This is a genomic window from Paraburkholderia sp. BCC1876 (assembly GCF_902833695.1).
In the GTDB taxonomy this organism is placed as follows: Bacteria; Pseudomonadota; Gammaproteobacteria; order Burkholderiales; family Burkholderiaceae; genus Paraburkholderia.
Genome location: NZ_CADFGI010000018.1, coordinates 49,109 through 72,857 on the forward strand (window position 1 = coordinate 49,109; position 23,749 = coordinate 72,857).

A 23,749-nucleotide genomic window follows, 5' to 3' on the forward strand; every position below is an offset into this window, starting at 1 on the left:
CCCCACATGGGGGCTGCGTTATACCCGCAAGCCGTGCAGCGTTTGCATGGTGCGCTCAAGCCACGCCAGCAGACCGTGATGTGTCGTGGGCTGGTCGTGGCTGACCTGCATCAACGCCTGCCCTCGCCGTTCACGCTCGGCGAGTTTCGCGGCCAGCGCCTGCGACATCCCCGGGTGCACGCGCAACAGGCCCGCGACGGCACTGGCGGGCAGATCGAACACGATGACGTGTGTTCTCGCGAAAAGATCGGCGTCGACCGCGACCCCCGCGACCGGCCCGCTCTCGCCGAAGTACTCGCTCGGCGAGAAGCGCATCACTTCGACGATCTTGCCATCGCGTTGCGTCGACGCGCTGACCACGCCGTAACCCACGATGCTAATTGCCGCAGGCACCTCGCCGGTGTGCAGCAGAACATCGCCCGGGGCGAGTTCACGCACCGTCATGGCCCCGGCAAGCTGGGTTTTCTCGAGCGTCGACAGCAAACCGAACACGTCGATACCGTCGATCAGTTTCCGCGCGAGTGGATGGTCTCCGGTCTCCTTGAGAGCGTCACGCGCGTCGGTGAGCGTTGCAAGCGCCTCGAGATGGCGGTGCGCCGCGTCGAAGAAGACATTCTTCGTTTTGTTGGAATCGCCTTCGCCGGAGACGAAAAAAGTAATCTCGTAGTCCACCGCCTGCCAGCCTACCGACTTCGTCACGATATCCACCGGCTTTGCCTCGTCGATATCGACACACGACTCGACGGCCAACCGCAGCGCGGTAATGACCGTCGACGGCCGCAGAGTCGGCACCGCCTGAAAGTTCACGATGGTCGCGTGCACGCCGCCCGGCACACTCGTATTGGTCACGCGCGTTTTCGCGATCGTCGAATTGGGCACGACGATCAGGTCCTGATTGCGCTTGAGAACATGCGTCGCGCGCCAGGTGATTTCGAGCACCACGCCTTCCGTGTTGTCGTCGAGCGAGATGTGATCGCCCACCCGGTAAGGTGCCGTCGCGTTGATGACGAAGCCCGAAAACAGATCGGCCAGTGTGCTCTGCAGCGCGAGACCGAGCACGATGGCGACGGCACCGGAAGTCGCCAGCACGCCTTTGAGGGGAATGTCGAATACGTCTGCGACTATCGCGACCGCCGCCGTCAGATAGAGCAGCGTCTCGACGACATCTAGCGTAAAGCGTTCCTGGCGGGTCCGGTCGTCGAACGCGAAGTACAGACGCGCCAGCAGGCTCGCAGTCGATGCCGCCAGCAGCCACCAGACGATCTGCACCGCGCCGCGCACGAGCCGGTATTCGGCCGCCGCGCTCAGATCGGGCGTCTGGGTCGGGGTAATGTGCGCGCGGAAGATCGCAACGGTGAGAAGCAGAAACGCGGCACAGCGCAAAGCCGCACGCAGCGCGGTGAGACGGCGCCGCCCGCACCACAGCAGCAGCACGCCGTTGAGCGCGACGGCGCCCAGCGGCATCATCAATTGTTCGAAGCTGCCCGGCATCTAAGGGCTCTCCAGATCGGCAACGCCTACTTTGGTCTCGCGATCCGCAGGAAGATCGCCGCTTCGATAACCGCCTCCCAATGCCATCGTCAACCCGATTGCTGTCTGCAACTCGTCGCCAGAGAGCTTGACGAGAGCGAGGCGCGCTTCGATAACGGGCGCATTCGCGTCCATCGCGCTCACCTGATCCGACAGGCCGGTTTGATAACTCGCCTTGGCGCTGTCACTGGCGAAACTGAGTGCGCCAATTCGCTCACGCTGCAACTGCATGCGATGGTCGATGTCTTCGATCGCGCTCCCGCTTTGTGCGACGTCGCGCACCGCGTTCAGGACCGCCTGGTCGTATTGCTCGATCAGCGTATTACTCACCGTACGCGCACCGTGCAGATTGGCGTTCAGACGGCCACCGTCGAAGATCGGCAATGTGAGCCCAGGAATGATATTGATCTGCTGGGCCGAGTGCGTGAACAGATCGCGCAGGCGTAGCGCGTCCAGACCAAAAAATGCGGCGATGTCGAAGCTGGGATAGAAAGCGGCCTTGGCCGCATCAATCCGGTCAAGCGACGCCTCGATCAACCACCGCATTGCCTGGAGGTCCGGGCGACGTGCCAGCAATTCGTACGAGAGCGAGGCGGGCAACGACACGGACGGCGTCGGTAATGGCACCGGCACGATCGCGGGCAGGTTGTCGGGGCCGGCGCCTGACAGCGCACGCAGCGCCTCTCGTGCATGCACGATCTGCTCTCTGGTCGATTCGATCTGCTGGTCGATCGCAAGCAATTGCGCGTGGGCCTCGTTGGACGGCGTCAGCGCTTCGAGGCCGCGCCCGCTGCGCGCCGCGTGAGCGTCGTAGTCGAACGCGCGGGTCGCGCGAAGCTGCTGCAAAAGATCGAGGCTCGCATAAGCAGTCTGAATCGTGAAGTAGAGCTCGGCGACGCCTGCCGCGACTTCAAGCTCGGCCTGCGCCGCCTCTTCGCGCTGCGCGTTCTGTTCGCCTAGCGCAGCGCGAACCTGATCGCGCTGCTTGCCCCAAATGTCGATATCGTAGTGCCCGTCGAGACCGACTAATCCTGAGGTGTACCACGGGCCGTATGCGCCAATCGGCGGATTGTGATCGGCGTAGGCACTCAGGAAGCCATGATCCGACACGTGCTGCTGATCGATCTCCGCATGTGCGGAGATTTGCAGATCGGTGGCTGCGCGAGTCAGTTCCACCTGCGCCCGCGCCTGGGATACATGCTCCTCGGCAATCACGAGCGTTGGTGCGTGAGCCAGCGAGAGCTCGATCAGCGTGTTGAGTTGAGGATCGCCGTACTGGGTCCACCAATGCGCCGAGGGCCACGCTTCGCTCGGCAGACGAATGCCGTCGTCGATGCGCACCTGCTGCGGCGTGATCATCGCGGCCGGCGGTCGATCGTGGTGGATGATCGCGCACGACGCCAGCAGCGGCACGATCGACGGCACGATCCATCGCGCGAAATAGTGCTTGCCTTTGCCGATGACGGCACTGGAGCGAAAACGCGATTCCCGAATGACGCAGATCATGGCGTCACCCGAGCACCGGTTGTTCCGCAATTTCACGCGGATTGGCCGTCCAGCGCGGTAACCCGGCTAGCGCGCCGTCGATTCTTCGCGTATGCCAGACGAGCGTGCGCGCCTTTGCGTCTAGCGATGGCGCGAACGGACCCAACGCACTGAAGTCGATCGGCAATGGCGGCATCGCGTCGGGAATCTGCATGACCAGACCGTCCGCGTAATGGTCCAATGCGTCGGCGACGTTGGCTTGAAATTGTGCAGCGTGCGGCACGATCGATTCCGTCACCGAGCCGAGTGTCGCCTCGGCATTGAAGGCGTTGATCGCGAGCAGCAATGCGCGGCCTTGTGCGAGCACCGCTTGCGACAGAATGGTCACGTCTGGAATGTCACCTTCGCGCCAGTCGGGTTCGAGCGCGACGCGCGCAAGCATGGCCGAACAGTCCGCGAGTTTGCCCCATAGCGTCGACGGCGCCGGTTCGGCCTGCGCCTGAGAAGCTGCAGCGCCGCGCAGGAGCTTCGTTGCATTCGCCCGTGCTACCGCCGCGATCTCGCGTAGCACCGAGGCAAGTTGTGAGCGCAGCGCGTCACTTTCGCCTTCCGGCCACACCCACGTTTGAATGAAAATCGCCACGCCGACACCCAGCAGAATGCCCACGATCCGGTCGCGAATCTCCGTGAGGTCGGACGGTGGCGAAAACGATACGAGCAAGGCCAGCGAGAAAGTGAACATGATCTGCGTGCCGGCATAGCCAATCCGCTCCGAGCCGGCCGATAGCCACGCGCCAAGCGCAATCACGGGGAGTGCCATCAGCAGGAGCCCGGTAATGCTCTCAAGATGGGGAATCACGAATGCGACCATAAACAGCGCGAGCCCGCTGCCGGTCAGCGCACCACACGCGCGCAAGATGCCTTGACGCGCGGATGCGCCGAGACTCGGCAACGCCACGATGAGGCTTGTCAACATGATCGTGTGAATACCCGGCCATTTCACCGCGTTATAGAACACGTAACAGATCAGCACCGATAGCAACGTGCGCAGCGCGAAGCGTGCATAGCGTGGATTGGTCAGGGCGTCCGGCTGGAAGAACGCGGCACGGGTCGGCGCATTTTGGGCGAGATCGCCGGGCGCGCCCGTTCGGGTCGATCGCGCGTCGCTCGGCTCGCTACGCGCTGCATCCGCCAAAGCGCTGAGGGTACGCTCCATCATGTCGACGCCCGCAATCGAAGTGGGCCGCGGCGCTCGGGCCGGCGCGTTCCAGCGTGGCCACTGTGCATCGTCGCCGATCGCCTGCGACATTGAAGCGAGTTCGCCCTGCACGATGCGCAGGGTTTCGGTCCGGTTCGCCCCGGACACAGGAATGCGCTCCGGCAGATAGGCTGCCGCTTCCACGATGCGCGACACGGCCGCTACGCTCGCCAGCATCGCAGACGCCTCCGCTTCGCTCAAATGGCGGCGCATCGTCGTAAAGCGCAGCAGCTTCTGCAGCGTCATCGTATCGACTTGCAGCGCCAGCGCACTGACTGGTTCGAGCGGACCGCGTGCATCGGCCAGCGCCGCGAGCCTTGCTTGCGTCACGGTCAGCAGCCGTTGCATTGCGGCGCGCAATTGGCGCTCCGGTTCCGCCGGCAACAGCAGTGTGTTGAGGATCAGCGCGGTCACGACAGGATAGTTGACCGCCACCCACACCCACAGGCAGCTTCGCACGAGCATTTCGGTGTTATCGGTCAGGTCGCCGAAACTCTGCGCATAGATCACGATCAGCGAGACCAGAAAAAAGACGAGCCCGAACCGGGTCACCGCGCGCATCAGATAGACGCCACAGAAAAAAATCGCGCTCGCGATCAGGATGCGCAACATCGGATAGCCAAAGGCGATCGCATATAAAGCGACCACGCAAGCCACCGCAAAAGTGACGCCGATCACCAGATTGGCCGCAATGACACGTGTCAGTACGATGTTCGACTGCGTAACGTAAAAGATCACCAGCAACGACAACGGCAGTTCGGGCACCCGCAAAGTCATCGACACGATGATGACGAACGCGCCGCCCAGTACGCAACGCAGGGTGACATTGCCGCGCCCCGGATAAGGCGCGAGTTCCGTGCGCAGGAAAGCCGCGAAACGGGTCAGCGGCGCGGGCCAATCCAGCATCGACCGGGTGCTTTCCATATTGCTCACGACGGCGCTCCGTCGCGTGCGGCCTGCGCCTGCCGTGCGTCGTCACGGGTCGGACGCAACACCGCAACAGCCGAGGTGCCGATCCGGAACAGCCGTGGATTGGGCTGATCGACCAGGATCTTCACAGGAAAACGTTGCGCGACGTGCACCCAGTTGATGCTACGTTCGATGGACGGCAAGCCATTGGCCGTACTGGCGCCATCCTGAGGATCGACGCCGAAGCCGATCGAATCCACCACTCCGTTGAAACGGATCCCGGTGTCGCTCATCAGGTAGACGGTGGCCGGCGTGCCAGGGCGGATGTGACTCAGTTCGTTTTCGCGGAGATTTGCAATCACATACCAGTGCCGCGTGTCGATCAGCGTGAACACCGGTTTTTGCGCCGATACGTATTGCCCGATCGACGTCCGTAGTTCAACCACAAGGCCATCGAACGGTGCACGCACGGTTGCATATTCAAGGTTGAGCCGGGCTGTCTGGATCTGAGCCTGCAAGACCGAGCGCTGCGCGACGAGCGCGTCGACACCGCTGACGGCCGCCCGGGCTCCGCGCTCCTGCTGCTCGGCAGCATCGAGTTCGGCCTGTGCGGAACGTTGTGCGGTTCGAGCCCGCTCCAGTTCATCTGCGGAAACGTAGCCCATCGTGATCAGCGGCCTGGTTCTGGCCAGGGTGTCGGCGGTCTGCTTCGCCGCCGCTTGCGCACGGATCACTGCCGCTTTGGCGCCCGCAGCGCCAAACACTTGTGCGTTCACACTGCGTTGAGTGAGCGGAATCTGCGCGTCCAGTTGAGCGAGTTCGGCTTGCGCCCGTTGAAGAGCATATTGATAGGGCCTTGGGTCGATCTGAAGCAGCAGATCGCCTCGCTTCACTCGCTGATTGTCTCGCACAGCGAGCGTGACGATCTTGCCGCTCACCTCCGGCACTACGCCGATGGTGTCCGCGTAGGCGTACGCGTCGTCGGTGCGCGGTGTCGTGTCAACGCGCCAGATCACTGCGCACACCGCGAGCACGGCAAGCAGGATCAGAAGGATAGCCAACCAGGGTCGGGGACGACGCTGGTCTGCATTCGCGCGGTTCGAAGCTGTCATGTTCACACCGTCGCTCGCATGTCGATCATAAATTGAACCCGGCAGTCCAGAGCGCGACTGCGAATAACACTGTCAGCGCGGGGTAGACGAGTGCAGGAGGTTCGAGCAGGGCACCTCGTCCACTGCGCGACAACAGCACATGCACGCAGGCGACGGCCAGCACGGCGCCCGCGATGCAAAACAGCCAGTCAGGAAAATAGGCACCGAGTATCGCGATCGTGGGCGAACCGCTGCACCCTGCCGTCAGGACGCACAGCGGCAAAACGAAGCCTCCGCGAATCCGCCTGAGCCAATTGAGCCGGGCCGGCGCGGCGCGCTGTCGTGTTTCGGGCATGGCTTGACCCGAGAAACGAGCCACATTCTTCGCCGGAGGCCGCGCCCGGGTTCGACTCTGCATGGTTCTGTCCGATTCAGCGCGTCAGATTGACCTTCGCGATGTCGATCAATTGACTGCCCCGGCCGTCCAGCACCGCCTGCATCATGAAGATGCCGAACTTCCACGCTTCGTCCACGGTAGTCTTGGGCGGCATGATCAGTTCCTGGCGGGCACTGACTACGTCGACGAGTACCGGGCCGTCGTGCGCAAGCGCCGTTGCAATCGCACCTTCGAGTTCCTGAGGCTTCTCGACGCGGATGCCCTTGACGCCCATCGCCTCGGCCATGTTCGCAAAGTTCGGATTGACGAGATCGCAGCCGGTGTCGATAAAACCGGACGCCCGCATTTCAATTTCGACGAAACCCAGCGTTCCGTTATTCAGCACGATCAGCTTCACTGGGAGCTTGGCCTGCACGAGCGTGATGAAATCGCCCATCATCATGGTGAAGCCGCCATCGCCTGACATCGAAATCACCTGCCGATCCGGAAACGCGCACTGCGCTCCGATCGCGTGCAGCATGGCATTGGCCATCGAGCCGTGATTGAACGAACCGACCAATCGGCGCTTACCGTTCAGCTTTAGATAGCGCGCCGTCCACGCGATCGGCGTGCCGACGTCGCAGGTGAAGATGGCGTCGTCAGAGGCAAGTTCGCTCACGAGTCGCGTCACGTATTGCGGGTGAATCGCGGTGCTCGACGGACCACTTTCGGCCAGCTCGTCCAGATCTTTGCGCGCCTTTTTGTAGTGCGCGAGTGCACTGTCGAGGTGGTCCGAATCCGGCTTGTCGTTGACCGACGGCAACAGTGCGGCCAGCGTATCCTTCACCGTGCCGACTAGACCGAGATCCAGCGAACAGCGGTTACCTAATGCTTCAGGACGAACGTCGATCTGTACGATCTTCGCGTTCTCCGGGTAGAACTGACGATAGGGGAAGTCAGTTCCGAGCAGCAACAGCAGGTCACAGGCCTTCATGGCGGCAAAGCCGGAAGCAAACCCGACATTGCCGGTCATTCCGACGTCGTAGGGATTGTCGTGTTCGATATATTCCTTGCCGCGCAGCGAGTGGACAATCGGCGCTTTCACGCGCCTCGCCAGCTCGATCACTTCGTCGCGCGCTCCCGCGCATCCCGCGCCGCACATGAAGGTCACCCGTGACGCATCGTGCAGCATGTCGGCGAGACAGGCGAGTTCGTCATCGGACGGGCGCAACACCGGGGCACTGGTGGGAACCACCCAGGGAGCGACTTGTGCGATCGTTGGCGAGAGTGCCACGTCACCCGGAATCACCACCACGGCGACGCCTCTTCTGCCGACCGCGACCCGCATGGCGCGTGTCAGGATTTGAGGCAACTGGCCGACATCCGACACTAGCTCGACATAGTGGCTGCATTCGCGAAACAGGCTTTCCGGGTGCGTGGCCTGAAAGTAGTCGATGCCGATTTCTGTGCTCGGAATGTGCGCGGCGATCGCCAGTACCGGCACGCCACTACGGTGCGCGTCGAACAAACCGTTGATCAGATGCAGATTGCCCGGCCCGCAACTACCCGCGCACACGGCAAGCTCACCCGTCAGATGCGCTTCGGCGGCCGCTGCGAATGCAGCGCCCTCTTCATGGCGCATGTGAACCCAATCGATCTTGCCGGTCCGTCGCAACGAGTCGGATATCCCATTGAGCGAGTCACCAACCACACCATAGATCCGTTTTACCCCGACATGCGCAAGGGTATCGACGAGATAGTCCGCCGCTGTACTCATATCGCCTCCTAAGAATGGGAAGGACCGAAACGCGCTTGTCGCTGATCGATAAGCTGAGCGAGCGTTGTCACGAGGCTCGTTTGGCACCAGCGAAGTTTGCCTTTACCTGCCACCTCGAAGAAATCCCCCTGACGGGGGATAAAGTGCGGGAGGTCGATTGCTTTCATATTTCCGACCTTTTAATTCAAACTGATTACGCAACCGCCTCGAAGTGCAGACGTTTTGTTTCAAACGCAGCGCTGGATTTTGATAAACGCGTTTAACTTTTAAAGTTCTTTCACTTAAGTTACGCTGAGTGGGAACTGATACGAATTGGTACTGCGGTAGTCGCTTCCGAGGCGCGTCACCCAGCGGGAAATCACACAGCGAGCCCATGTGTCGCAGTCGACGATTTCGTTGATTCCTGGAGATTGCGCCCAACCGCTCTTCCCCGCTGAGACGCTCGAACGCGTGTTCAATGCGGTAAAAGAATTAGGCTATACGCCGAACGTTCTTGCGCAGGCGCTCAAGACGAGTCGCACCATGACCTTGGCATGCGTGGTGCCGGACGTTGGCAATCCCTATTATCCGGCGCTCTTCAGCGGCGTCCGGGCTGCTGCGGAATTGGGGGTTACGATGTCATCGTGCTGAACACCCACTTCAGTGAAGATCGCGAACGGCACTTCCTGTAGTGGGGCATGCAGGGACGAGTCGACGGATACAGGCACGCGATGCACGAAGCCGGCTTCGAACCCGACGTTGCAGTGCATAAGAGCTTCGACGAAACGGGAAGCGCCAGCGCTGCCGGAGAACTGCTGTCGCGCCCGCAGCGGCCCGCGGCTAACCGAAAAGATATCGGAATGCCCCGGAAGGCTTACTTGGCGGAAGGCAGCCGGAGTCGAACCGACCTGAGCGTGTCTGACACCCTCAACTGGGTTTGAAGCCCAGCCGCACCACCGGATGCGAATGCCTTCCTACGGTGATTGAACTACTTCAGCGACTTGAACTACGTAAGCGACACATTGCGTGTCAAAGCAGATCGAGCCAACGACTTTCCGCGCGCATGAGATGCAGGCCACGGTGGAAGCGAGTATAGCCAACGCGATCAAAGAACTCCAAAAGCTGGATCGCGCGTTTTCTCCCCAGCCCCGTGACATCGCGAAACGGCGCCGCGGCTACCGTACCGCTATTTTTTTCAGCTTCATCGGCCGCAATCGCAGCCAGTTCGCGAATCACATCCTGGTGATAAAAGAGATCACGCACGACCTGAAACAACTCGCCTTGCCGCGCGAGTTTGCGCATCAATAGCCGCATGCGTTCTTCTGAAACACCATGTGCGGTTGCCAGATCGCGCACCCACGGAGGATCGAAGCACCCCGCTTTCACTACAGGCAGCAACGCTGCGGCGAGCGTTCGATCGGCGTCGTCGAGCGTCACTGCATGACCCGGCAGATGCAACCATGGCCCGCGTTTGACGATGTCCCCACGCGCAGCTGCATCGTCGACCAAGGCGCGCCACAGCGCATCGTCAACCAACGGTGCAGCGATACGCCGCAAACGCGACACGTCCGGACCGAATTCATCCGGCGAACGCTCATGGTACTGACCGAGCGATGTGATCAACCGGTTCGCCAGCGCCAGCCATGACGCCTCCGCGACCAGCAAGGCATCGTCGCCATGAAGCTCGACCGCGCGAGTATCGTGCGGCAACGCAGCCGCAAACGCGTCCGCTGGCCGGCCCGTCAACCGCTCCAGCAGAGAGCGCGACAACCCATACGGCACTCTTGCAAACAACGCATCGAGCGTGCCGGTATCGAGCATGTTTTGAATTGCATCGAGCCACGCCAGCCGCTCAACCGAGCGACGCTTACGCGACGGCGCAAACGGATCGAGCACCCGTCCACCGCCCACCGTGCGACTAGCCTGCGCGTTGCGCACCACAAACCGATCACCCGGCAGCGCACACACCGGCCGCTCGAACACGAGTTGCACGCGCGCCTGTTGACCGGCGCCGAGTGCTTCGCCATCGAGCAACGCCACACGCGCCACCTGATGCTGCGTGCCCAGATGAACATGCAGCGGCGCCCAATGCTCCAGCTTGAGCGACGCATCGGCGAGCAGATTCAACATGACGTCGATACGTTCCGACGCTTGCGACAGACGCGGATCGACAATCCAGTCACCCCGTTCTATCGCACTCTTCTCGATGCCAGCGAGATTCAATGCGCAGCGTTCGCCCGCTCGTCCGCGCTGCGCCGGACGATTCTGCGCGTGGATACTCCGCACCCGCACAGGCTGATTCTTCGGCGCCAGCAGCATCGTATCGCCGACGCTCACGCTGCCCGACACCACCGTCCCCGTCACGATCGTGCCTTGCCCGACCAACGTGAAGACGCGATCCACCGCGAGACGAAACAGACCGTCGTCGCGTTTCATCTGCCACGCTGCGGCGGCTACATGTAAATGCGCCTTCAACGCGGCCACACCGGCATCGTCGGGCCGCGTCGCGCAGGTTTCGAACACAGGCGCATCCCGCAGTACGCTATCGCTCAGCAACGCGGCCACTTCATCGCGCACTTCGCGTAGACGCGGCTCATCCACCCGATCGATCTTGGTTAACGCAACCGCACCGCGCTGAATGCCCAGCAATTCGATAATCGCCAGATGCTCGCGCGTTTGCGGCATGACGCCGTCGTCGGCGGCGATCACGAGCAGCGCAAAGTCGATACCGCTCGCCCCGGCGGCCATGGTATGCACCAGCTTCTCGTGACCCGGCACGTCGATCAGACCGAGTACCTCACCGTTCTCAAGCGGCACATAGGCGTAGCCCAACTCGATTGAAATGCCGCGCGCTTTCTCTTCCTTCAGACGATCGGTATCCACGCCCGACAGCGCTTTCACCAGACTCGTCTTGCCGTGGTCGATATGCCCTGCCGTACCGACGATCATGCCGGTGCGCTCTTCAGTTGCTCGATCAGTTCCAGTTCGTCGGCGGCTTCGAGACAGCGCAGATCGAGACGCAGTGCGTCATCCGCGATACGGCCGATCACCGGCCGCGCCATCTCGCGCAGCAGCTTTTCCAACGCGAGCAACTGACGGCCGCCGCGCTTGCCATCAGCGGTTCTGATCACGAGGCCGTAGCTCGGCAGCACGTCCACCGGCAAAGCACCGCTGCCGATCTGGCTGAACATCGGCTCGGCCACCACCGCATAACGCTCGCCGATCGCGCGCTGCAAGACGGGCTGCACACGTTCGGCGACGAGCCGGATATCGTCGGCAGCACGCGTGAGTAAGCGCAGCGTGGTCAACCGCTCGGCGAGTTTCTCCGGCGCGCGATAAAGCTGCAAAACCGGCTCCAACGCCGCAAGCGTCAGTTTGCCGACACGCAGCGCACGCTTGAGCGGATGCTTCTTGATCTTCGCAATCAGATCGCGCCGGCCGACGATCAGCCCCGCCTGCGGCCCACCCAGCAATTTGTCTCCGCTGAACGTGACGAGATCCGCGCCCGCTTCGACGGTTTCGCGCACGGTCGTCTCGCGCGGCAAGCCCCATTGCATCAGATCGACCAGCGTGCCGCTGCCCAGATCCACCGCGACCGGCAGGCCGCGCGCATGCGCCAGCGACGCGATCGCGTCGACGCCGACCTCTTGGGTGAATCCGCTGATCGCGTAATTGCTCGCGTGGACTTTCATCAGCAGCGCGGTACGCGGGCCGATGGCGTCCTCGTAATCCTTCAGGTGCGTGCGATTCGTCGTGCCGACTTCGCGCAGCCTGGCGCCCGCGCGACTCATGATGTCGGGAATCCGGAACGCGCCGCCAATCTCGACGAGCTCGCCGCGCGACACGATGACTTCTTTCTTCGACGCCAACGCAGAGAGCGTGAGCAACACCGCAGCGGCATTGTTATTGACCACGGTCGCGGCCTCCGCGCCGGTCAGTTCGCCGATGAGTTCGTCGACCAGATCGTCGCGATCGCCACGTTTGCCCGAGTCGAGATCGAATTCGAGGTTGGCGGGCTGCGTGAGTGCTTTCATTACGGATTGCACCGCTTCATCCGGCAGCAGGGCGCGGCCGAGATTCGTATGCAGCACCGTGCCGGTCAGATTGAACACACTCTGCAAACGCGAGCGGTTGCGCCGGCGCAGCGCGCTATCGACCACGGCCTGCAAACGCGCGACGTCGAGCGCGCTCACCGACGCATCGCCCGACTGTGCGCTCGCACGCCAACGGTCGAGTGCGTCGCGCAACACCGCTAGCACCTGGCTGCGGCCATACGCGTCCACCAGCGCCGCGAACTCCGGCGACGCCATGACCTTGTCGACCGACGGCACGCGCGCCATGAGCGCCCGCAATTCGGAGCCGCTGACATCACTCACGAAGCAATCCCCTTCTCGTCGTTCTAATCCGACTCGCTGGAAGACTCGTCCGCGTGGTCGGCCTGTTCGGGCCACAGCCACGGATGCGGCGACGCGCGCCGGTAGCCCTCCGCGCCCATTAGCAGATCCAGCGTGAGGCTGGCGAGATCGTCCGCGAACGGTTCGAAATCGTAGTCTTTCGACTGAATGCCGATCTTGCGGTAAGTATGGCATTCGTCGCAGGATTCCGCCTTCAGGGCGGCATTTCGGGTCGCGGCTTCGCGTTCGGTTTCGTCGGCGTCGGGCGAACCGACGGCGTGATAGGCAATGCCCTTGGTCGAATCGCAATTCGAACATTTCGTGCGGACCATGTGCCACTCGGTCGCGCACAGGCCGCATTGCAGGTAGCGGTAATTGTCATACGCGCCGCCCACGCGCACGAGGCTCGCCACCGGATGCGATCCGCAAACGGGGCATAGACCCAATATCTCGATGTACGGCACCGCGCGCCTGTCGATATCGGCGGCGAGATCGGTCCATACCACTTGCAGCGCGGCCATGATGAACGGTGCGCTCGCCGGATCGACTTCGCCGAAGCGCTGCGCGAAGATCGCATCCGCTTGCGCTTCGAGCGTGGCGGGTTCGAGCGTGCGCAGCTTGCCAATCAGCGCCACGAGCGGCGGCGTCAGCGGACCCGCGGCTTCCACCTTGTCGAGCAACTGGCGCAGCACGTCTTGCCACGCCGGATCGCGCACGCCGGAGAGCGCCGGAATCAGCGGCATGGAATGCTGCTGCGCGCTCGCGATCAACTCGGCGCTCGGCGGCCGCGCCTTGAAGCCCGTCATCACGGCCTGCTGCGCGTCGGCCAGCACGGCCATCAGGCGCAAATAGCCGGCAATCGGATTGCTCTGCGCCGCCAGCTGGCGCAGCCGCGCGGCGCGCGTTGCAAACACCGCGAGCCGTTCCGGCGTGCGAATACGCGGAATCGCGGTGTGATCGAGCGCTTCGATGTCGCCGGCTTCGAGAATACGTTGGACCACAGTGTCGACCTCTAAAAACTGAAAAGCCGCCGCCGTTCATAGGAACCCAAGCGGCGGCCCGGAGTGCGGCGCGCAACAAACCGCGCGGCTTGCTTCAATCCGATTTGCCGATGATTTCCTTGAACCAGTTCGGATGATGCTTTCTCGCCCAGCCATACGTGACCGTGCCGCGCGTCATCGCACCGATCGATCCTTTGATCCACAGCGCCGCGTAGATATGCACGACGATCCCGACGATCAGCACGAACGCCGCGGCCGCGTGCACTAGCGCCGCGAGGCGGATGATCTCGATCGGGAAGTAGAACGAGAAATAGCGCCGCCAGATCACGATGCCGCTTGCCAGCAACAGCAGCAGGCACATCACCATGGTGAAAAATAGCAGCTTTTGACCCGCGTTGTATTTGCCGATGGCGGGGAGCTTTTCTTCGCGATTGTTCAGCACGTCGCCGATCTGCTTCATCCACTGAATGTCGGCGCGGTCGAGATAGTTGTGGTGCCAGAAGCGCAGCGCAAGAATCAGGAACGACAGAAACATGACGCAGCCCACGAACGGATGCAGAATCCGCGTCCACTGCCCGCCGCCGAAGATCGCATAAAGCCACGACATGGCCGGATGAAACATCGCCAGCCCGGAGAGCGCGAGCAGCACGAAGCTGATCGCGGTGATCCAGTGATTCGTCCGCTCATTCGGCGTGTAACGCTCGATCAGGCTGTGGCCTTTGACGTCCTTCAACTCGCCTTGCTCACCGTGTTTCATCGGGGGCCTCCTGAGAACGGCGTACCTCGCCGGCTTCGTGCTGGGCCTCGGCTTCGTCCGCCTCGGACACCTCGTTCGGACCGATCCGCGTGTAGTGGAAGAAGCCGGCCAGCGCCGCGAACGCGATGCCGGCCAGCGCCAGCGGCTTCGCGAGTCCCTTCCACAAGTAAACCATCACGCTGATCTTCGGGTTCAGCGGCAAGCCGTGATACAGCGTCGGTTTGTCGGCATGATGCAGCACGTACATCACATGCGTACCGCCCACACCGGCGGGATCGTACAGACCGGCGTTCTGAAAACCGCGCTCCTTCAGATCCTCGATACGGTCCGAGGCCTGCTGTTTCATGTCCTCTTTGGTGCCGAACATGATCGCGCCGGTCGGGCAGGTCTTCACGCACGCCGGTTCCTGACCGACCGCCACGCGATCCGAACACAGCGTGCACTTGTAAGCACGATTGTCCTGCTTCGAAATGCGCGGCACGTTGAACGGGCAACCGGTCACGCAATACCCGCAGCCAATGCAGTTTTCCTCGTGGAAATCCACAATGCCGTTCGTGTACTGCACGATCGCACCCGGTGACGGACACGCCTTCAGGCAGCCCGGATCCTCGCAGTGCATGCAGCCGTCCTTGCGGATCAGCCACGAGAGATCGCCTTCCTCGTTCTCGTATTCGGAAAACCGCATGACGGTCCACGAATGCTCGCTCAGATCGCGCGGGTTGTCGTAGACGCCGGTCGTGATACCGATCTCGTCGCGCAGATCGTTCCATTCCATGCAGGCGGTCTGACACGCCTTGCAGCCAATGCACTTCGACACGTCGATGAGCTTGGCGACCGTGCCCGTGACCGGCACACGCACTTGCGGTTCAGGCAAGGTCGTGGCCGACAGGCGTTTGATATCCAGTGATTGCAGTGCCATCTCTGTTCCTTATGCCTTTTCGACCTTGACGAGGAACGACTTGAATTCCGGTGTTTGTGAATTCGCATCGCCTACGGAAGGCGTCAGCGTATTGACGAGATAGCCCGGTTTCGCGAGCCCCTTGAAACCCCAATGCAGCGGCAAGCCGACGGTCTGGACTTTCTTGCCTTCGATCATCAGCGGTTTGATCCGCTTGGTGACGAGCGCCACCGCAATGATGTAGCCGCGATTGGACGACACCTTCACGCGATCGCCCGCGACCACGCCAACCTCTTTCGCCAGATCCTCACCGATCTCCACGAACTGCTGCGGCTGCACGATCGCATTCAAACGCGCGTGCTTGGTCCAGTAGTGGAAATGCTCAGTCAGACGATAGGTGGTCGCCGTATGCGGGAAGTTCTCGTGCGTGCCGAATGCGGCGCGATCGTCCGGGAACACGCGCGCCGCCGGATTGCTGACCACCGCTTTGTTCTGCGGATGCAGCGGGTTGTAGCCGAGCGGCGTTTCGAACGGCTCATAGTGCTCGGGGAACGGACCTTCCACGAGACCATCGCACGCGAAGAAACGCGCCACGCCTTCCGGATTCATGATGAACGGGTTCATGCCGTTTTCCGGCGGTTCGTCCGCCTTGAAGTCGGGAATATCGGGCCCCGTCCACGCCGTGCCGTTCCACGCGATCAGCTTGCGCGTAGGGTCGAACGGTTTGCCGCTGACGTCGCACGAAGCGCGGTTGTACAGAATCCGCCGGTTGGCCGGCCACGCCCACGCCCAGTTCAACGTATTGCCGATCCCGGTAGGGTCCGAGTTGTCGCGCCGGCCCATCTGATTGCCCGCTTCGGTCCAGGCGCCACAGAAAATCCAGCAACCGCTCGCGGTGCTGCCGTCGTCGCGCAACTGCGCGAAGCCCGACAGTTGCTCGCCCTTTTTGACGAGTACTTTGGTGGCGTCTTTGGGATCCGTGAGGTCGGCGAGCGCCTTGCCGCTGAACTCCATCGCGAGTTCATCGGGTGTGGGGCTTTCCGGATCGGCGTACGGCCAGCTCATCTTCAGGATCGGATCGGGATACTTGCCGCCGTCTTTTCGATAAGCCTCGCGCATGCGCAGCCACAGCCCCGACATGATCTCCAGGTCGCTCTTCGCTTCGCCCGGCCCGTCCGCACCTTGCCAGTGCCATTGCAGCACGCGGCTGGAACTGACCAGCGAACCGCGCTCTTCCGCGAAACAGGTGGTCGGCAAACGGAATACTTCGGTTTGAATCGCTGCCGGATTGACGTCGTTGAATTCGCCGAAGTTCTTCCAGAACTCCGAGGTTTCGGTGGCGAGCGGGTCCATGACGACGAGCCACTTCAGTTTGGCCAGACTCGCGCCGATCTTCGCCTTGTTCGGCGCCGCGGCGAGGGGGTTGAAGCCCTGCGCGAGGTAGCCGTTCATCTTGCCTTGATTCATCAGTTCGAAGGCTTGCAACAGGTCGTACGATTTGTCGAGCTTCGGCAGATAGTCATAGCCGAAGTGGTTCTCGGCGCTCGCGTTATCGCCCCACCAGGACTTCATGAAGCTCACGTGAAACGCACGATAGTTGCGCCAGTAGCTCAACTGATTCGGCCGCAACGGCTGCGTTGCGCGCTTGGTGATGAACGCGTCGAAGTCCTGCTCGTCTTCCATCGGCAACGTCATATAGCCCGGCAACAGGTTCGACATCAGGCCGAGGTCGGTCAACCCCTGAATGTTCGAATGACCGCGCAGCGCGTTCATGCCGCCGCCCGCAATGCCGATGTTGCCCAGCAGCAATTGCACCATTGCGCCGGTGCGGATGATCTGCGCGCCGACCGAATGATGCGTCCAGCCGAGCGCATACAGTACGGTGCCGGCGCGCCCCGGCACCGCTGTCGAGGCCAGCATCTCGCACACCTTGAGGAACTTGTCCTTCGGCGTGCCGCAGGTACTCTCGACCTGCTCGGGCGTGTAGCGCGCGTAATGCTGCTTCAACAACTGATAAACGCAGCGCGGGTGCTGCAAGGTCGGATCGACTTTGGCGAAGCCGTCGTCGCCGAGTTCGTAGTCCCACGAACTCTGATCGTACTTGCGCTGGTCGGCGTCGTAGCCGGAATACAGTCCATCGGCAAACGAGAAATCCGCACGAACGATAAACGACATGTCCGTGTAGTTCTTCACGTACTCGTGCTGGATCTTGTCGTTCGTGAGCAGATAGTTGATCACCCCGCCGAGGAACACTATGTCCGAGCCGGTTCGAATCTGCGCGTAATAGTCCGCGACCGAAGCCGTGCGCGTAAAGCGCGGATCGACCACGATCAGTCGGGCCTTGCGGTGCGCCTTCGCTTCAGTGACCCACTTGAAACCGCACGGGTGCGCCTCGGCCGCATTGCCGCCCATCACGAGAATCACGTCCGCGTTCTTGATGTCGACCCAATGGTTCGTCATCGCTCCACGGCCAAACGTCGGGGCAAGACCTGCCACCGTCGGACCGTGTCAAACACGCGCCTGATTGTCGAATGCCAGCATGCCAAGACTGCGGGCCGTCTTGTGCGTCAGATAACCCACTTCGTTGCTACCGGCAGATGCCGCAAGCATGCCGGTGGTCAGCCATCGGTTGACCTTCTTGCCGTCTTCGGTCGTCTCGACGAAGTTGGCGTCGCGGTCTTCCTTCATCAGCTTCGCAATGCGGTCGAGCGCGTCTTCCCAGGAAATACGCGTCCATTCATTCGCGCCGGCCGCACGATGCTCGGGATACTTCAGACGGCTCGGACTATGAATGAAGTCGATCAGACTCGCGCCCTTCGGGCACAGCGTGCCGCGATTGACCGGATGATCGGGATCGCCTTCGATATGGATGATGCTGGACCTGGCGTTCTTGGCGCCGTCGCCGAGTCCGTACATCAGGATGCCGCAACCGACCGAGCAATACGGACAGGTGTTGCGGGTTTCAGTGGTACGCGACAACTTGTACTGACGGACTTCCGCTAACGCGGGCGCCGGCGAGAAGCCCAGCAGGGCAAGACTCGATCCGGCTAGCGTGGTGGCGGACACCTTCAGGAATTGTCGCCGGGACATGTGGGGCATGTATCGGCCTCGGCTCTTTTTGGGATGCTGAGTTGATTATAGGGGCGGAAATAGTGTCGTGCTTCATATCTTGCCATCTTGAGTACATTGTCAAATATGAAGCGGCATAACCGATTCAATGAAACGCTAACCTTGGCGCGCTCCAGGGCGTGCCGCCCGAACTACCCGCATAATGCGGTCATTTCCAGTCCGCTCTTCAGCACCACCATGACCGATAACGCCACGCACGCAACGCAGTCGCCCCGCTTGACCAGTCTGTCGCACGGCGGCGGCTGCGGCTGCAAGATCGCCCCCGGCCTGCTTGCCGATCTGCTCAAGCGCAGCGCACCGCTGCCGTTCTTCCCCGACCTGCTGGTCGGCAACGATACCGCCGACGACGCCGCCGTCTACAAGCTCAACGACGAGCAGGCGATCGTCGCGACCACCGACTTCTTCATGCCGATCGTCGACGACCCGTTCGACTTCGGCCGTATTGCCGCGACCAACGCGCTGTCCGACGTCTACGCGATGGGCGGCAAGCCGATCATGGCGCTGGCGATCGTCGGCATGCCGATCAACGTGTTGCCGCATGAGGTGATCGCGGCCGTGCTGAAGGGCGGCGAGTCGGTCTGCGCCGAGGCCGGCATTCCGCTCGCCGGCGGCCATTCGATCGATTCGGTCGAGCCGATCTACGGACTCGTCGCGTTGGGCGTGGTTGATCCGAAGCGCGTCAAACGCAATGCCGGCGCGCGGGCCGGCGACGTGCTGATTCTGGGCAAACCATTGGGCGTCGGCATTCTCTCGGCCGCGCTGAAAAAAGACCGGCTCGATGCCGCCGGTTACGCCGCGATGATCGGCGCGACCACCCAACTCAATCGCCCGGGCGCCGAACTGGCGAAGCTGGACGGTGTGCATGCGCTGACGGACATTACCGGCTTCGGCCTGCTCGGCCATACGCTGGAATTGGCGCGCGGCTCGCAGTTGACCGCCCGCGTACGCTACGCCGATCTGCCGTGGCTGCCGGACGTGCTCAGTCTCGCGGAAGCCGGCATTTTCACCGGCGCATCGGGCCGCAACTGGGACGCGTATGGCAAGGACATCGTGTTGCCGTCCTCGTTGCCCGCGACGGCACGCACGCTGCTCACCGATCCGCAGACCTCGGGTGGCCTGCTGGTGTCGTGCGCACCGGAATGCGTCGACGACGTGCTCGCATTGTTCCGCGCCGATGGTTTCAGCGACGCGCGCGTGATCGGCGAGATGGTGGGCGGCGAAGGCCGTGTCGAAATCGTTTAAGGGCAGCGCCCGGCACGCGCGGCGCAGCGGTGGAACGACAGACGAGTCAATCAACTGACGATCCGCCGCACGAGCGCTAAGAGCAACCCTAAGAGCAGCCCTAAAAGCAGTCCTGATTGCCCCGCCTGCCGGGTTTGGCGGCGCATGCGATAATTTCACCCTTCCGCTGCGCCGCCCTGTCCGTTCCCCTTGAAAAATCTTCTCGTCAGCCTCGAAAAAGCCGGTGATTTCGACGAAATCATCGATGTACGCACGCCCCTCGAGTTCGCGGAAGACCATATTCCGGGCGCGACCAACGCCCCCGTGCTGAGCAACGAGGAACGCGTACTGGTCGGCACGACTTACAAACAGGTGTCGCCGTTCGAAGGCACGCGGATCGGTGCCGCGCTGGTTGCGCGCAACATCGCGCATCATCTGGAAACGACCTTCGCGGACCGGCCGCGTAACTGGCGGCCGCTGATCTATTGCTGGCGCGGCGGCAAACGCTCGGGCTCGGTCACGACGCTGTTCAACATGATCGGCTGGCAGGCACGCCAGCTCGACGGCGGCTACAAGAGCTACCGGCGGGCCACGCTCGACACGCTCGGTACGTTGCCGACCCGCTTCATTTATATTGCGCTGGTGGGTCCCACCGGCAGCGGCAAAACACGCCTGCTCGCCGCGCTGAACCAGGCGGGCGCGCAAACGCTGGATCTCGAAGCGCTGGCGTCGCATCGCGGCTCGCTGCTCGGCGCATGGGCGGGCGTGCCGCAGCCGTCGCAAAAGCGTTTCGACACGCTGCTCGCCAGCGCCCTGCGCGCCTTCGATCCCACGCGGCCGGTGTTCGTCGAAGCGGAGAGCCGCCGCATCGGTTCCATTACGCTGCCGCTTGCACTGCTCGATACGTTTCATCAGGGCGCCTGCGTCGAAGTGCAGTCGAGCCGTGAAGATCGCGCGGCGTTTCTGCTGCACGACTACGCGCATCTGTTCGACGACCCCGAGTCGCTGAAAGGGCAGTTGCAAAGAATGATCGGCTTACACAGCCGCGAACGCATCGCCGGCTGGCAACACCTGGTGGACGGCAATGCGCGCGCCGAACTCGCCCGCGAGCTGATCGAGCGGCACTATGATCCGGCGTATGCGCGCAGCAGCCACCAGCATTTCGTGCAGTTGCCGCGCGCGTTGCCGCTGCTTTTCCGTCCCAACGACACGGATGTCGTCGACCAGGCGAAGGCGCTGCTGGCGCAACTCGACAACCACACGCTCGTGGTTACCTGATCACCTGATCACCCGATTAAAACTTACGTTTAACACCATCATGCAATCAACCCTCCGTCAGCCGCGCGTCGCACTGGGCTGGATCGTGTTTCTGCTGATCGCCGTCGTCGGCCTCTTCTATGTGAAGTGGTTCCCGTACTACAACCGCGCGTTCGTCGCGGCGAGCCAGCATTCGATCGGCAAGTCGATCCTGATGGGCGCCTCGGCCAGTGCGCCTGCGGCATCGTGGCAAGCCGCCGTCGACTACGCCCTCGCCTACGGCAAGGCGATCTGGCAAGCCATGGTGCTCGGCCTGCTGCTGGGGTCGGCGCTACAGGCGTTGATCCCGCCGCAATGGGTCGCGCGTGCGCTCGGCCGCAGCGATTTCAGCAGCGTCGTGAAGGGCGGCCTGATGTCGTTGCCCGGCATGATGTGTACCTGTTGCGCGGCGCCGGTCGTCGCCGGTTTGCGCGCGCGTCAAGCCGCGCCCGGCGCGGCGATCGCATTCTGGCTCGGCAATACCGCGTTGAATCCGGCCACGCTGATTTTCATGGGCTTCGTGCTCGGCTGGCAGTGGATGGGCCTGCGGCTCGCCCTCGGCATCGTGATGGTATTCGGCCTCGGCTATCTGGTGAACCGCATGGTGACGCCGAAGGAAGCCGAAGCGTCGCGCGAAGCCATGGCCCAACTGATCACGCTCGACGGACCCGGCACCGCCTTCACGCGCTGGGTCAAAATTCTCGGCACGATGACGCTGCGGCTGATTCCCGAATACATCGTGCTCGTGCTGATTCTCGGCGCGGCGCGCGCATGGCTGTTCCCGCACATCGGCCCGAATATCGACAACAGTCTGCTGTGGATCGTCGCGCTGGCGATTGCCGGCACCTTGTTCGTGATCCCGACCGCGGGCGAAGTGCCGATTATCCAGGCCATGCTGTCCTTCGGCATGGCGGCCGGTCCCGCCGGCGCGTTGCTGATGACGCTGCCGCTGATCAGCGTGCCGTCCATGGCGATGCTCGGACGCTCGTTCCCGCGTCGCGTGCTGACGGTGGTTGCGCTGGCGGTCGTGGTGTGTGGTGTGGTGAGCGGCTTACTCGCCGTCGCTTTGGGGTTTTAACTTATGAAACATATCGCCGCATTCGCTCTGACGAGCTGGTCCGCTGCGGGCCTGCTTTACTTCGGACAGCACTCGGTCGCGATGATCATGGTCAGCGGCGTGGTCGCGTTGGCCGGGTTCGATCTGTTTCGCCCTTGATGGCAAAAGACGTCCACCGAGGACGTCTTTCTTCAAGGCAACGATCGTGCGGCAGCCTTAGCCTTGTACGAGCGCGGCCTCACGCGCCGCGTCGCGCGCGCCTTCCTGATGCATGCGTGTGATCAAACCGAGCGCGCAGAACAGCGCGATCAACACATGCAGCACGCCAAGCGCGACGACCGACAGAATCGAACCGGTCGCGCTGAGCAGGTACTGACCGAGAATCGGCGTCGTGCCGGCGAACACCATGCCGCAAATCTGATAAGAAAGCGAAATGCCCGTGTAGCGCACCTGCACCGGAAACGACTTCGCGAGAATGCCCGCCATTGCCGCGTAGTACAGCGAGTGCGGAATCGACGCGAGCGCCATGCCGAGCATCGCGAGTTTCGTCGAGCCGGTGGCGATCAATGAGAACATCAGCGGCAGTGCGACGATTTCTGGCACCAGCATATAAATGACCGCTTTTTTCAGGTCCATTTTGGTCGCCAGCACCGCGCCGAATGGTTGCACGATCAACTGCACGATGATCGCGCCCGTAATCACGGTGAGAAACTGCGTGCGGTCGAAACCAATGCTCGTCACCGCCCACGACAACGCGAACGTCGTCTTGAAGTAAGTCGCCGACAAACCGATCACGCACGCGCCCACGCCCATCGCAACGAGGCCCTTGTGGTTGCGGAAGACTTCGGCGATAGGCAGTTTGGCGACCTTGTTCTTGTCCTTCAACTCCTGCATGGCCGGCGATTCCTCGACGCTCATCCGGATGAACATGCCGACCGCCACCAGCAGCGCCGAAAACAGGAACGGCACGCGCCAGCCCCACGTCAGGAACTCGTGATCGGGCAGCATCGACGTCAGCAGAAACGCCACCGTGGCGAGCAGATTGCCCGCCGGCGACCCCTGCTGCGCGAACGCGGAATAGAGAATCTCCTTGCCCTTCGGCGCATGTTCCGACGACAGCACCACCGCACCGCCCCACTCGCCGCCCATCGCAATGCCCTGCATCAGGCGGAACAGAATCAGCAACGCGGGCGCCAACAGGCCAACCTGGTTGTAGGTGGGCAGCAGTCCCATGCCGGTCGTGCAGCAGCCCATCAGCATCAGCGTGATGATCAGCGTTTTCTTGCGGCCCACCCGATCGCCGAGGTGGCCGAAGATGATGCCGCCAATCGGCCGCGCCAGAAAGCCCACCCAGAACGTCGCAAACGCGGCGAGCGTGCCGGCCAGCGCGGAGGTGGTCGGAAAGAAGATCTTGCCGAGCACGAGCGCCGCCGCCGTGCTGTACGCGTAGAAGTCATACCACTCGATGGTTGTCCCAACGAATGATGCGATGCCCGCCTTGCGGGCGTTACGGCGTTGTGTGTCGAGGGTGAGCGCCATCGGGGTACGTCTCCATGTTGGTATCGCGAATGCGTCGGAGGAACTTGAAACG

Annotated in this window: 19 protein-coding genes and 1 tRNA gene; 6 read left to right on the forward strand and 14 right to left on the reverse strand. The window is 62.4% G+C overall.

From position 1 onward, the window contains the following. Nucleotides 1–18 precede the first annotated feature (18 nt). From HWY05_RS36485 to poxB, 6 genes are read right to left on the reverse strand one after another with little or no spacing between them, the layout of a single operon-like run. Nucleotides 19–1,491 (reverse strand): mechanosensitive ion channel family protein, encoded by a 1,473-nt coding sequence (locus HWY05_RS36485; protein WP_176061354.1) that lies wholly within the window; start codon nt 1,489–1,491, stop codon nt 19–21. Continuing rightward, nucleotides 1,492–3,036: an efflux transporter outer membrane subunit gene (locus tag HWY05_RS36490; protein ID WP_176061355.1), complete on the reverse strand. Its 1,545-nt coding sequence runs from the start codon at nt 3,034–3,036 to the stop codon at nt 1,492–1,494. Between the two features lie 4 nt (nt 3,037–3,040). Next, complete coding sequence (locus HWY05_RS36495) at nt 3,041–5,197, reverse strand: FUSC family protein (RefSeq protein WP_244146798.1); 2,157 nt, start codon at nt 5,195–5,197, stop codon at nt 3,041–3,043. A 5-nt stretch (nt 5,198–5,202) separates the two neighbouring features. Continuing rightward, nucleotides 5,203–6,294: a multidrug transporter subunit MdtN gene (gene mdtN, locus HWY05_RS36500; protein WP_035561504.1), complete on the reverse strand. Its 1,092-nt coding sequence runs from the start codon at nt 6,292–6,294 to the stop codon at nt 5,203–5,205. A 25-nt stretch (nt 6,295–6,319) separates the two neighbouring features. Then, a complete protein-coding gene (locus HWY05_RS36505) occupies nt 6,320–6,691 on the reverse strand; it encodes a YtcA family lipoprotein (RefSeq protein WP_244146797.1) in 372 nt (123 codons plus the stop codon). A 13-nt stretch (nt 6,692–6,704) separates the two neighbouring features. Next, the gene (gene poxB, locus HWY05_RS36510) at nt 6,705–8,426 is read right to left on the reverse strand and encodes a ubiquinone-dependent pyruvate dehydrogenase (protein ID WP_176061357.1); all 1,722 of its coding nucleotides are present in this window, start codon (nt 8,424–8,426) and stop codon (nt 6,705–6,707) included. 35 nt (nt 8,427–8,461) lie between these two features. Here poxB and HWY05_RS36515 point away from each other — a divergent pair, with 35 nt between their 5' ends. After that, nucleotides 8,462–8,689, forward strand: coding sequence for a hypothetical protein (locus HWY05_RS36515; RefSeq protein WP_176061358.1), 228 nt, complete (start codon nt 8,462–8,464; stop codon nt 8,687–8,689). Between the two features lie 112 nt (nt 8,690–8,801). Next, nucleotides 8,802–9,056 (forward strand): LacI family DNA-binding transcriptional regulator, encoded by a 255-nt coding sequence (locus HWY05_RS36520; protein WP_176061359.1) that lies wholly within the window; start codon nt 8,802–8,804, stop codon nt 9,054–9,056. 228 nt (nt 9,057–9,284) lie between these two features. Here the strand turns inward: HWY05_RS36520 and HWY05_RS36525 are convergent. The 7 genes from HWY05_RS36525 to fdnG form a co-directional block, all read right to left on the reverse strand. Next, a tRNA-Sec gene (locus HWY05_RS36525) sits at nt 9,285–9,380 on the reverse strand. A gap of 54 nt (nt 9,381–9,434) precedes the next feature. Beyond that, entirely contained in the window at nt 9,435–11,354 is a 1,920-nt protein-coding gene (gene selB, locus HWY05_RS36530; protein WP_176061360.1) for a selenocysteine-specific translation elongation factor, read from the reverse strand. Then, nucleotides 11,351–12,781, reverse strand: a complete 1,431-nt coding sequence (selA, locus tag HWY05_RS36535; RefSeq protein ID WP_035561492.1) for an L-seryl-tRNA(Sec) selenium transferase — start codon at nt 12,779–12,781, stop codon at nt 11,351–11,353. The genes selB and selA overlap by 4 nt, the downstream gene beginning before the upstream one ends. 23 nt (nt 12,782–12,804) lie before the next feature. After that, nucleotides 12,805–13,800, reverse strand: a complete 996-nt coding sequence (gene fdhE / locus HWY05_RS36540; RefSeq protein WP_035561489.1) for a formate dehydrogenase accessory protein FdhE — start codon at nt 13,798–13,800, stop codon at nt 12,805–12,807. Between the two features lie 94 nt (nt 13,801–13,894). After that, nucleotides 13,895–14,557, reverse strand: coding sequence for a formate dehydrogenase subunit gamma (locus tag HWY05_RS36545; protein WP_035561486.1), 663 nt, complete (start codon nt 14,555–14,557; stop codon nt 13,895–13,897). Further along, the gene (gene fdxH / locus HWY05_RS36550; protein ID WP_176061361.1) at nt 14,544–15,476 is read right to left on the reverse strand and encodes a formate dehydrogenase subunit beta; all 933 of its coding nucleotides are present in this window, start codon (nt 15,474–15,476) and stop codon (nt 14,544–14,546) included. Before fdxH ends, HWY05_RS36545 begins: the two co-directional genes overlap by 14 nt. Nucleotides 15,477–15,485: 9 nt before the next feature. After that, nucleotides 15,486–18,554, reverse strand: a complete 3,069-nt coding sequence (gene fdnG, locus HWY05_RS36555) for a formate dehydrogenase-N subunit alpha (protein WP_156126789.1) — start codon at nt 18,552–18,554, stop codon at nt 15,486–15,488. Nucleotides 18,555–18,761: 207 nt separating this feature from the next. On the opposite strand from fdnG, the gene selD reads away from it, so the two are divergent. The 4 genes from selD to HWY05_RS38675 all read left to right on the forward strand — a co-directional run bounded on the left by selD (nt 18,762) and on the right by HWY05_RS38675 (nt 22,317). Further along, nucleotides 18,762–19,826 carry a selenide, water dikinase SelD gene (gene selD / locus HWY05_RS36560; protein ID WP_035561474.1) on the forward strand — a complete coding sequence of 355 codons (1,065 nt, stop codon included), beginning with the start codon at nt 18,762–18,764 and terminating at the stop codon, nt 19,824–19,826. A 189-nt stretch (nt 19,827–20,015) separates the two neighbouring features. Then, the gene (mnmH, locus tag HWY05_RS36565; protein WP_035561471.1) at nt 20,016–21,083 is read left to right on the forward strand and encodes a tRNA 2-selenouridine(34) synthase MnmH; all 1,068 of its coding nucleotides are present in this window, start codon (nt 20,016–20,018) and stop codon (nt 21,081–21,083) included. 40 nt (nt 21,084–21,123) lie between these two features. Next, complete coding sequence (locus HWY05_RS36570; RefSeq protein ID WP_176061362.1) at nt 21,124–22,179, forward strand: permease; 1,056 nt, start codon at nt 21,124–21,126, stop codon at nt 22,177–22,179. Nucleotides 22,180–22,182: 3 nt separating this feature from the next. Next, nucleotides 22,183–22,317, forward strand: coding sequence for a hypothetical protein (locus HWY05_RS38675; RefSeq protein ID WP_035561465.1), 135 nt, complete (start codon nt 22,183–22,185; stop codon nt 22,315–22,317). Between the two features lie 57 nt (nt 22,318–22,374). On the opposite strand, the gene HWY05_RS36575 is transcribed toward HWY05_RS38675, so the two are convergent. After that, a complete protein-coding gene (locus tag HWY05_RS36575; protein WP_176061363.1) occupies nt 22,375–23,697 on the reverse strand; it encodes an MFS transporter in 1,323 nt (440 codons plus the stop codon). Between the last annotated feature and the right edge of the window lie 52 nt (nt 23,698–23,749).

What these genes read in the sequence shown, in the direction of transcription:
- HWY05_RS36485 (WP_176061354.1), bottom strand. Translation starts at nt 1,491, where the DNA reads ATGCCGGGCAGCTTCGAACAATTGATGATGCCGCTGGGCGCCGTCGCG.
- HWY05_RS36490 (WP_176061355.1), bottom strand. Translation starts at nt 3,036, where the DNA reads ATGATCTGCGTCATTCGGGAATCGCGTTTTCGCTCCAGTGCCGTCATC.
- HWY05_RS36495 (WP_244146798.1), bottom strand. Translation starts at nt 5,197, where the DNA reads ATGGAAAGCACCCGGTCGATGCTGGATTGGCCCGCGCCGCTGACCCGT.
- mdtN (WP_035561504.1), bottom strand. Translation starts at nt 6,294, where the DNA reads ATGACAGCTTCGAACCGCGCGAATGCAGACCAGCGTCGTCCCCGACCC.
- HWY05_RS36505 (WP_244146797.1), bottom strand. Translation starts at nt 6,691, where the DNA reads ATGCAGAGTCGAACCCGGGCGCGGCCTCCGGCGAAGAATGTGGCTCGT.
- poxB (WP_176061357.1), bottom strand. Translation starts at nt 8,426, where the DNA reads ATGAGTACAGCGGCGGACTATCTCGTCGATACCCTTGCGCATGTCGGG.
- selB (WP_176061360.1), bottom strand. Translation starts at nt 11,354, where the DNA reads ATGATCGTCGGTACGGCAGGGCATATCGACCACGGCAAGACGAGTCTG.
- HWY05_RS36545 (WP_035561486.1), bottom strand. Translation starts at nt 14,557, where the DNA reads ATGAAACACGGTGAGCAAGGCGAGTTGAAGGACGTCAAAGGCCACAGC.
- fdxH (WP_176061361.1), bottom strand. Translation starts at nt 15,476, where the DNA reads ATGGCACTGCAATCACTGGATATCAAACGCCTGTCGGCCACGACCTTG.
- selD (WP_035561474.1), top strand. Translation starts at nt 18,762, where the DNA reads ATGACCGATAACGCCACGCACGCAACGCAGTCGCCCCGCTTGACCAGT.
- HWY05_RS36570 (WP_176061362.1), top strand. Translation starts at nt 21,124, where the DNA reads ATGCAATCAACCCTCCGTCAGCCGCGCGTCGCACTGGGCTGGATCGTG.
- HWY05_RS38675 (WP_035561465.1), top strand. Translation starts at nt 22,183, where the DNA reads ATGAAACATATCGCCGCATTCGCTCTGACGAGCTGGTCCGCTGCGGGC.
- HWY05_RS36575 (WP_176061363.1), bottom strand. Translation starts at nt 23,697, where the DNA reads ATGGCGCTCACCCTCGACACACAACGCCGTAACGCCCGCAAGGCGGGC.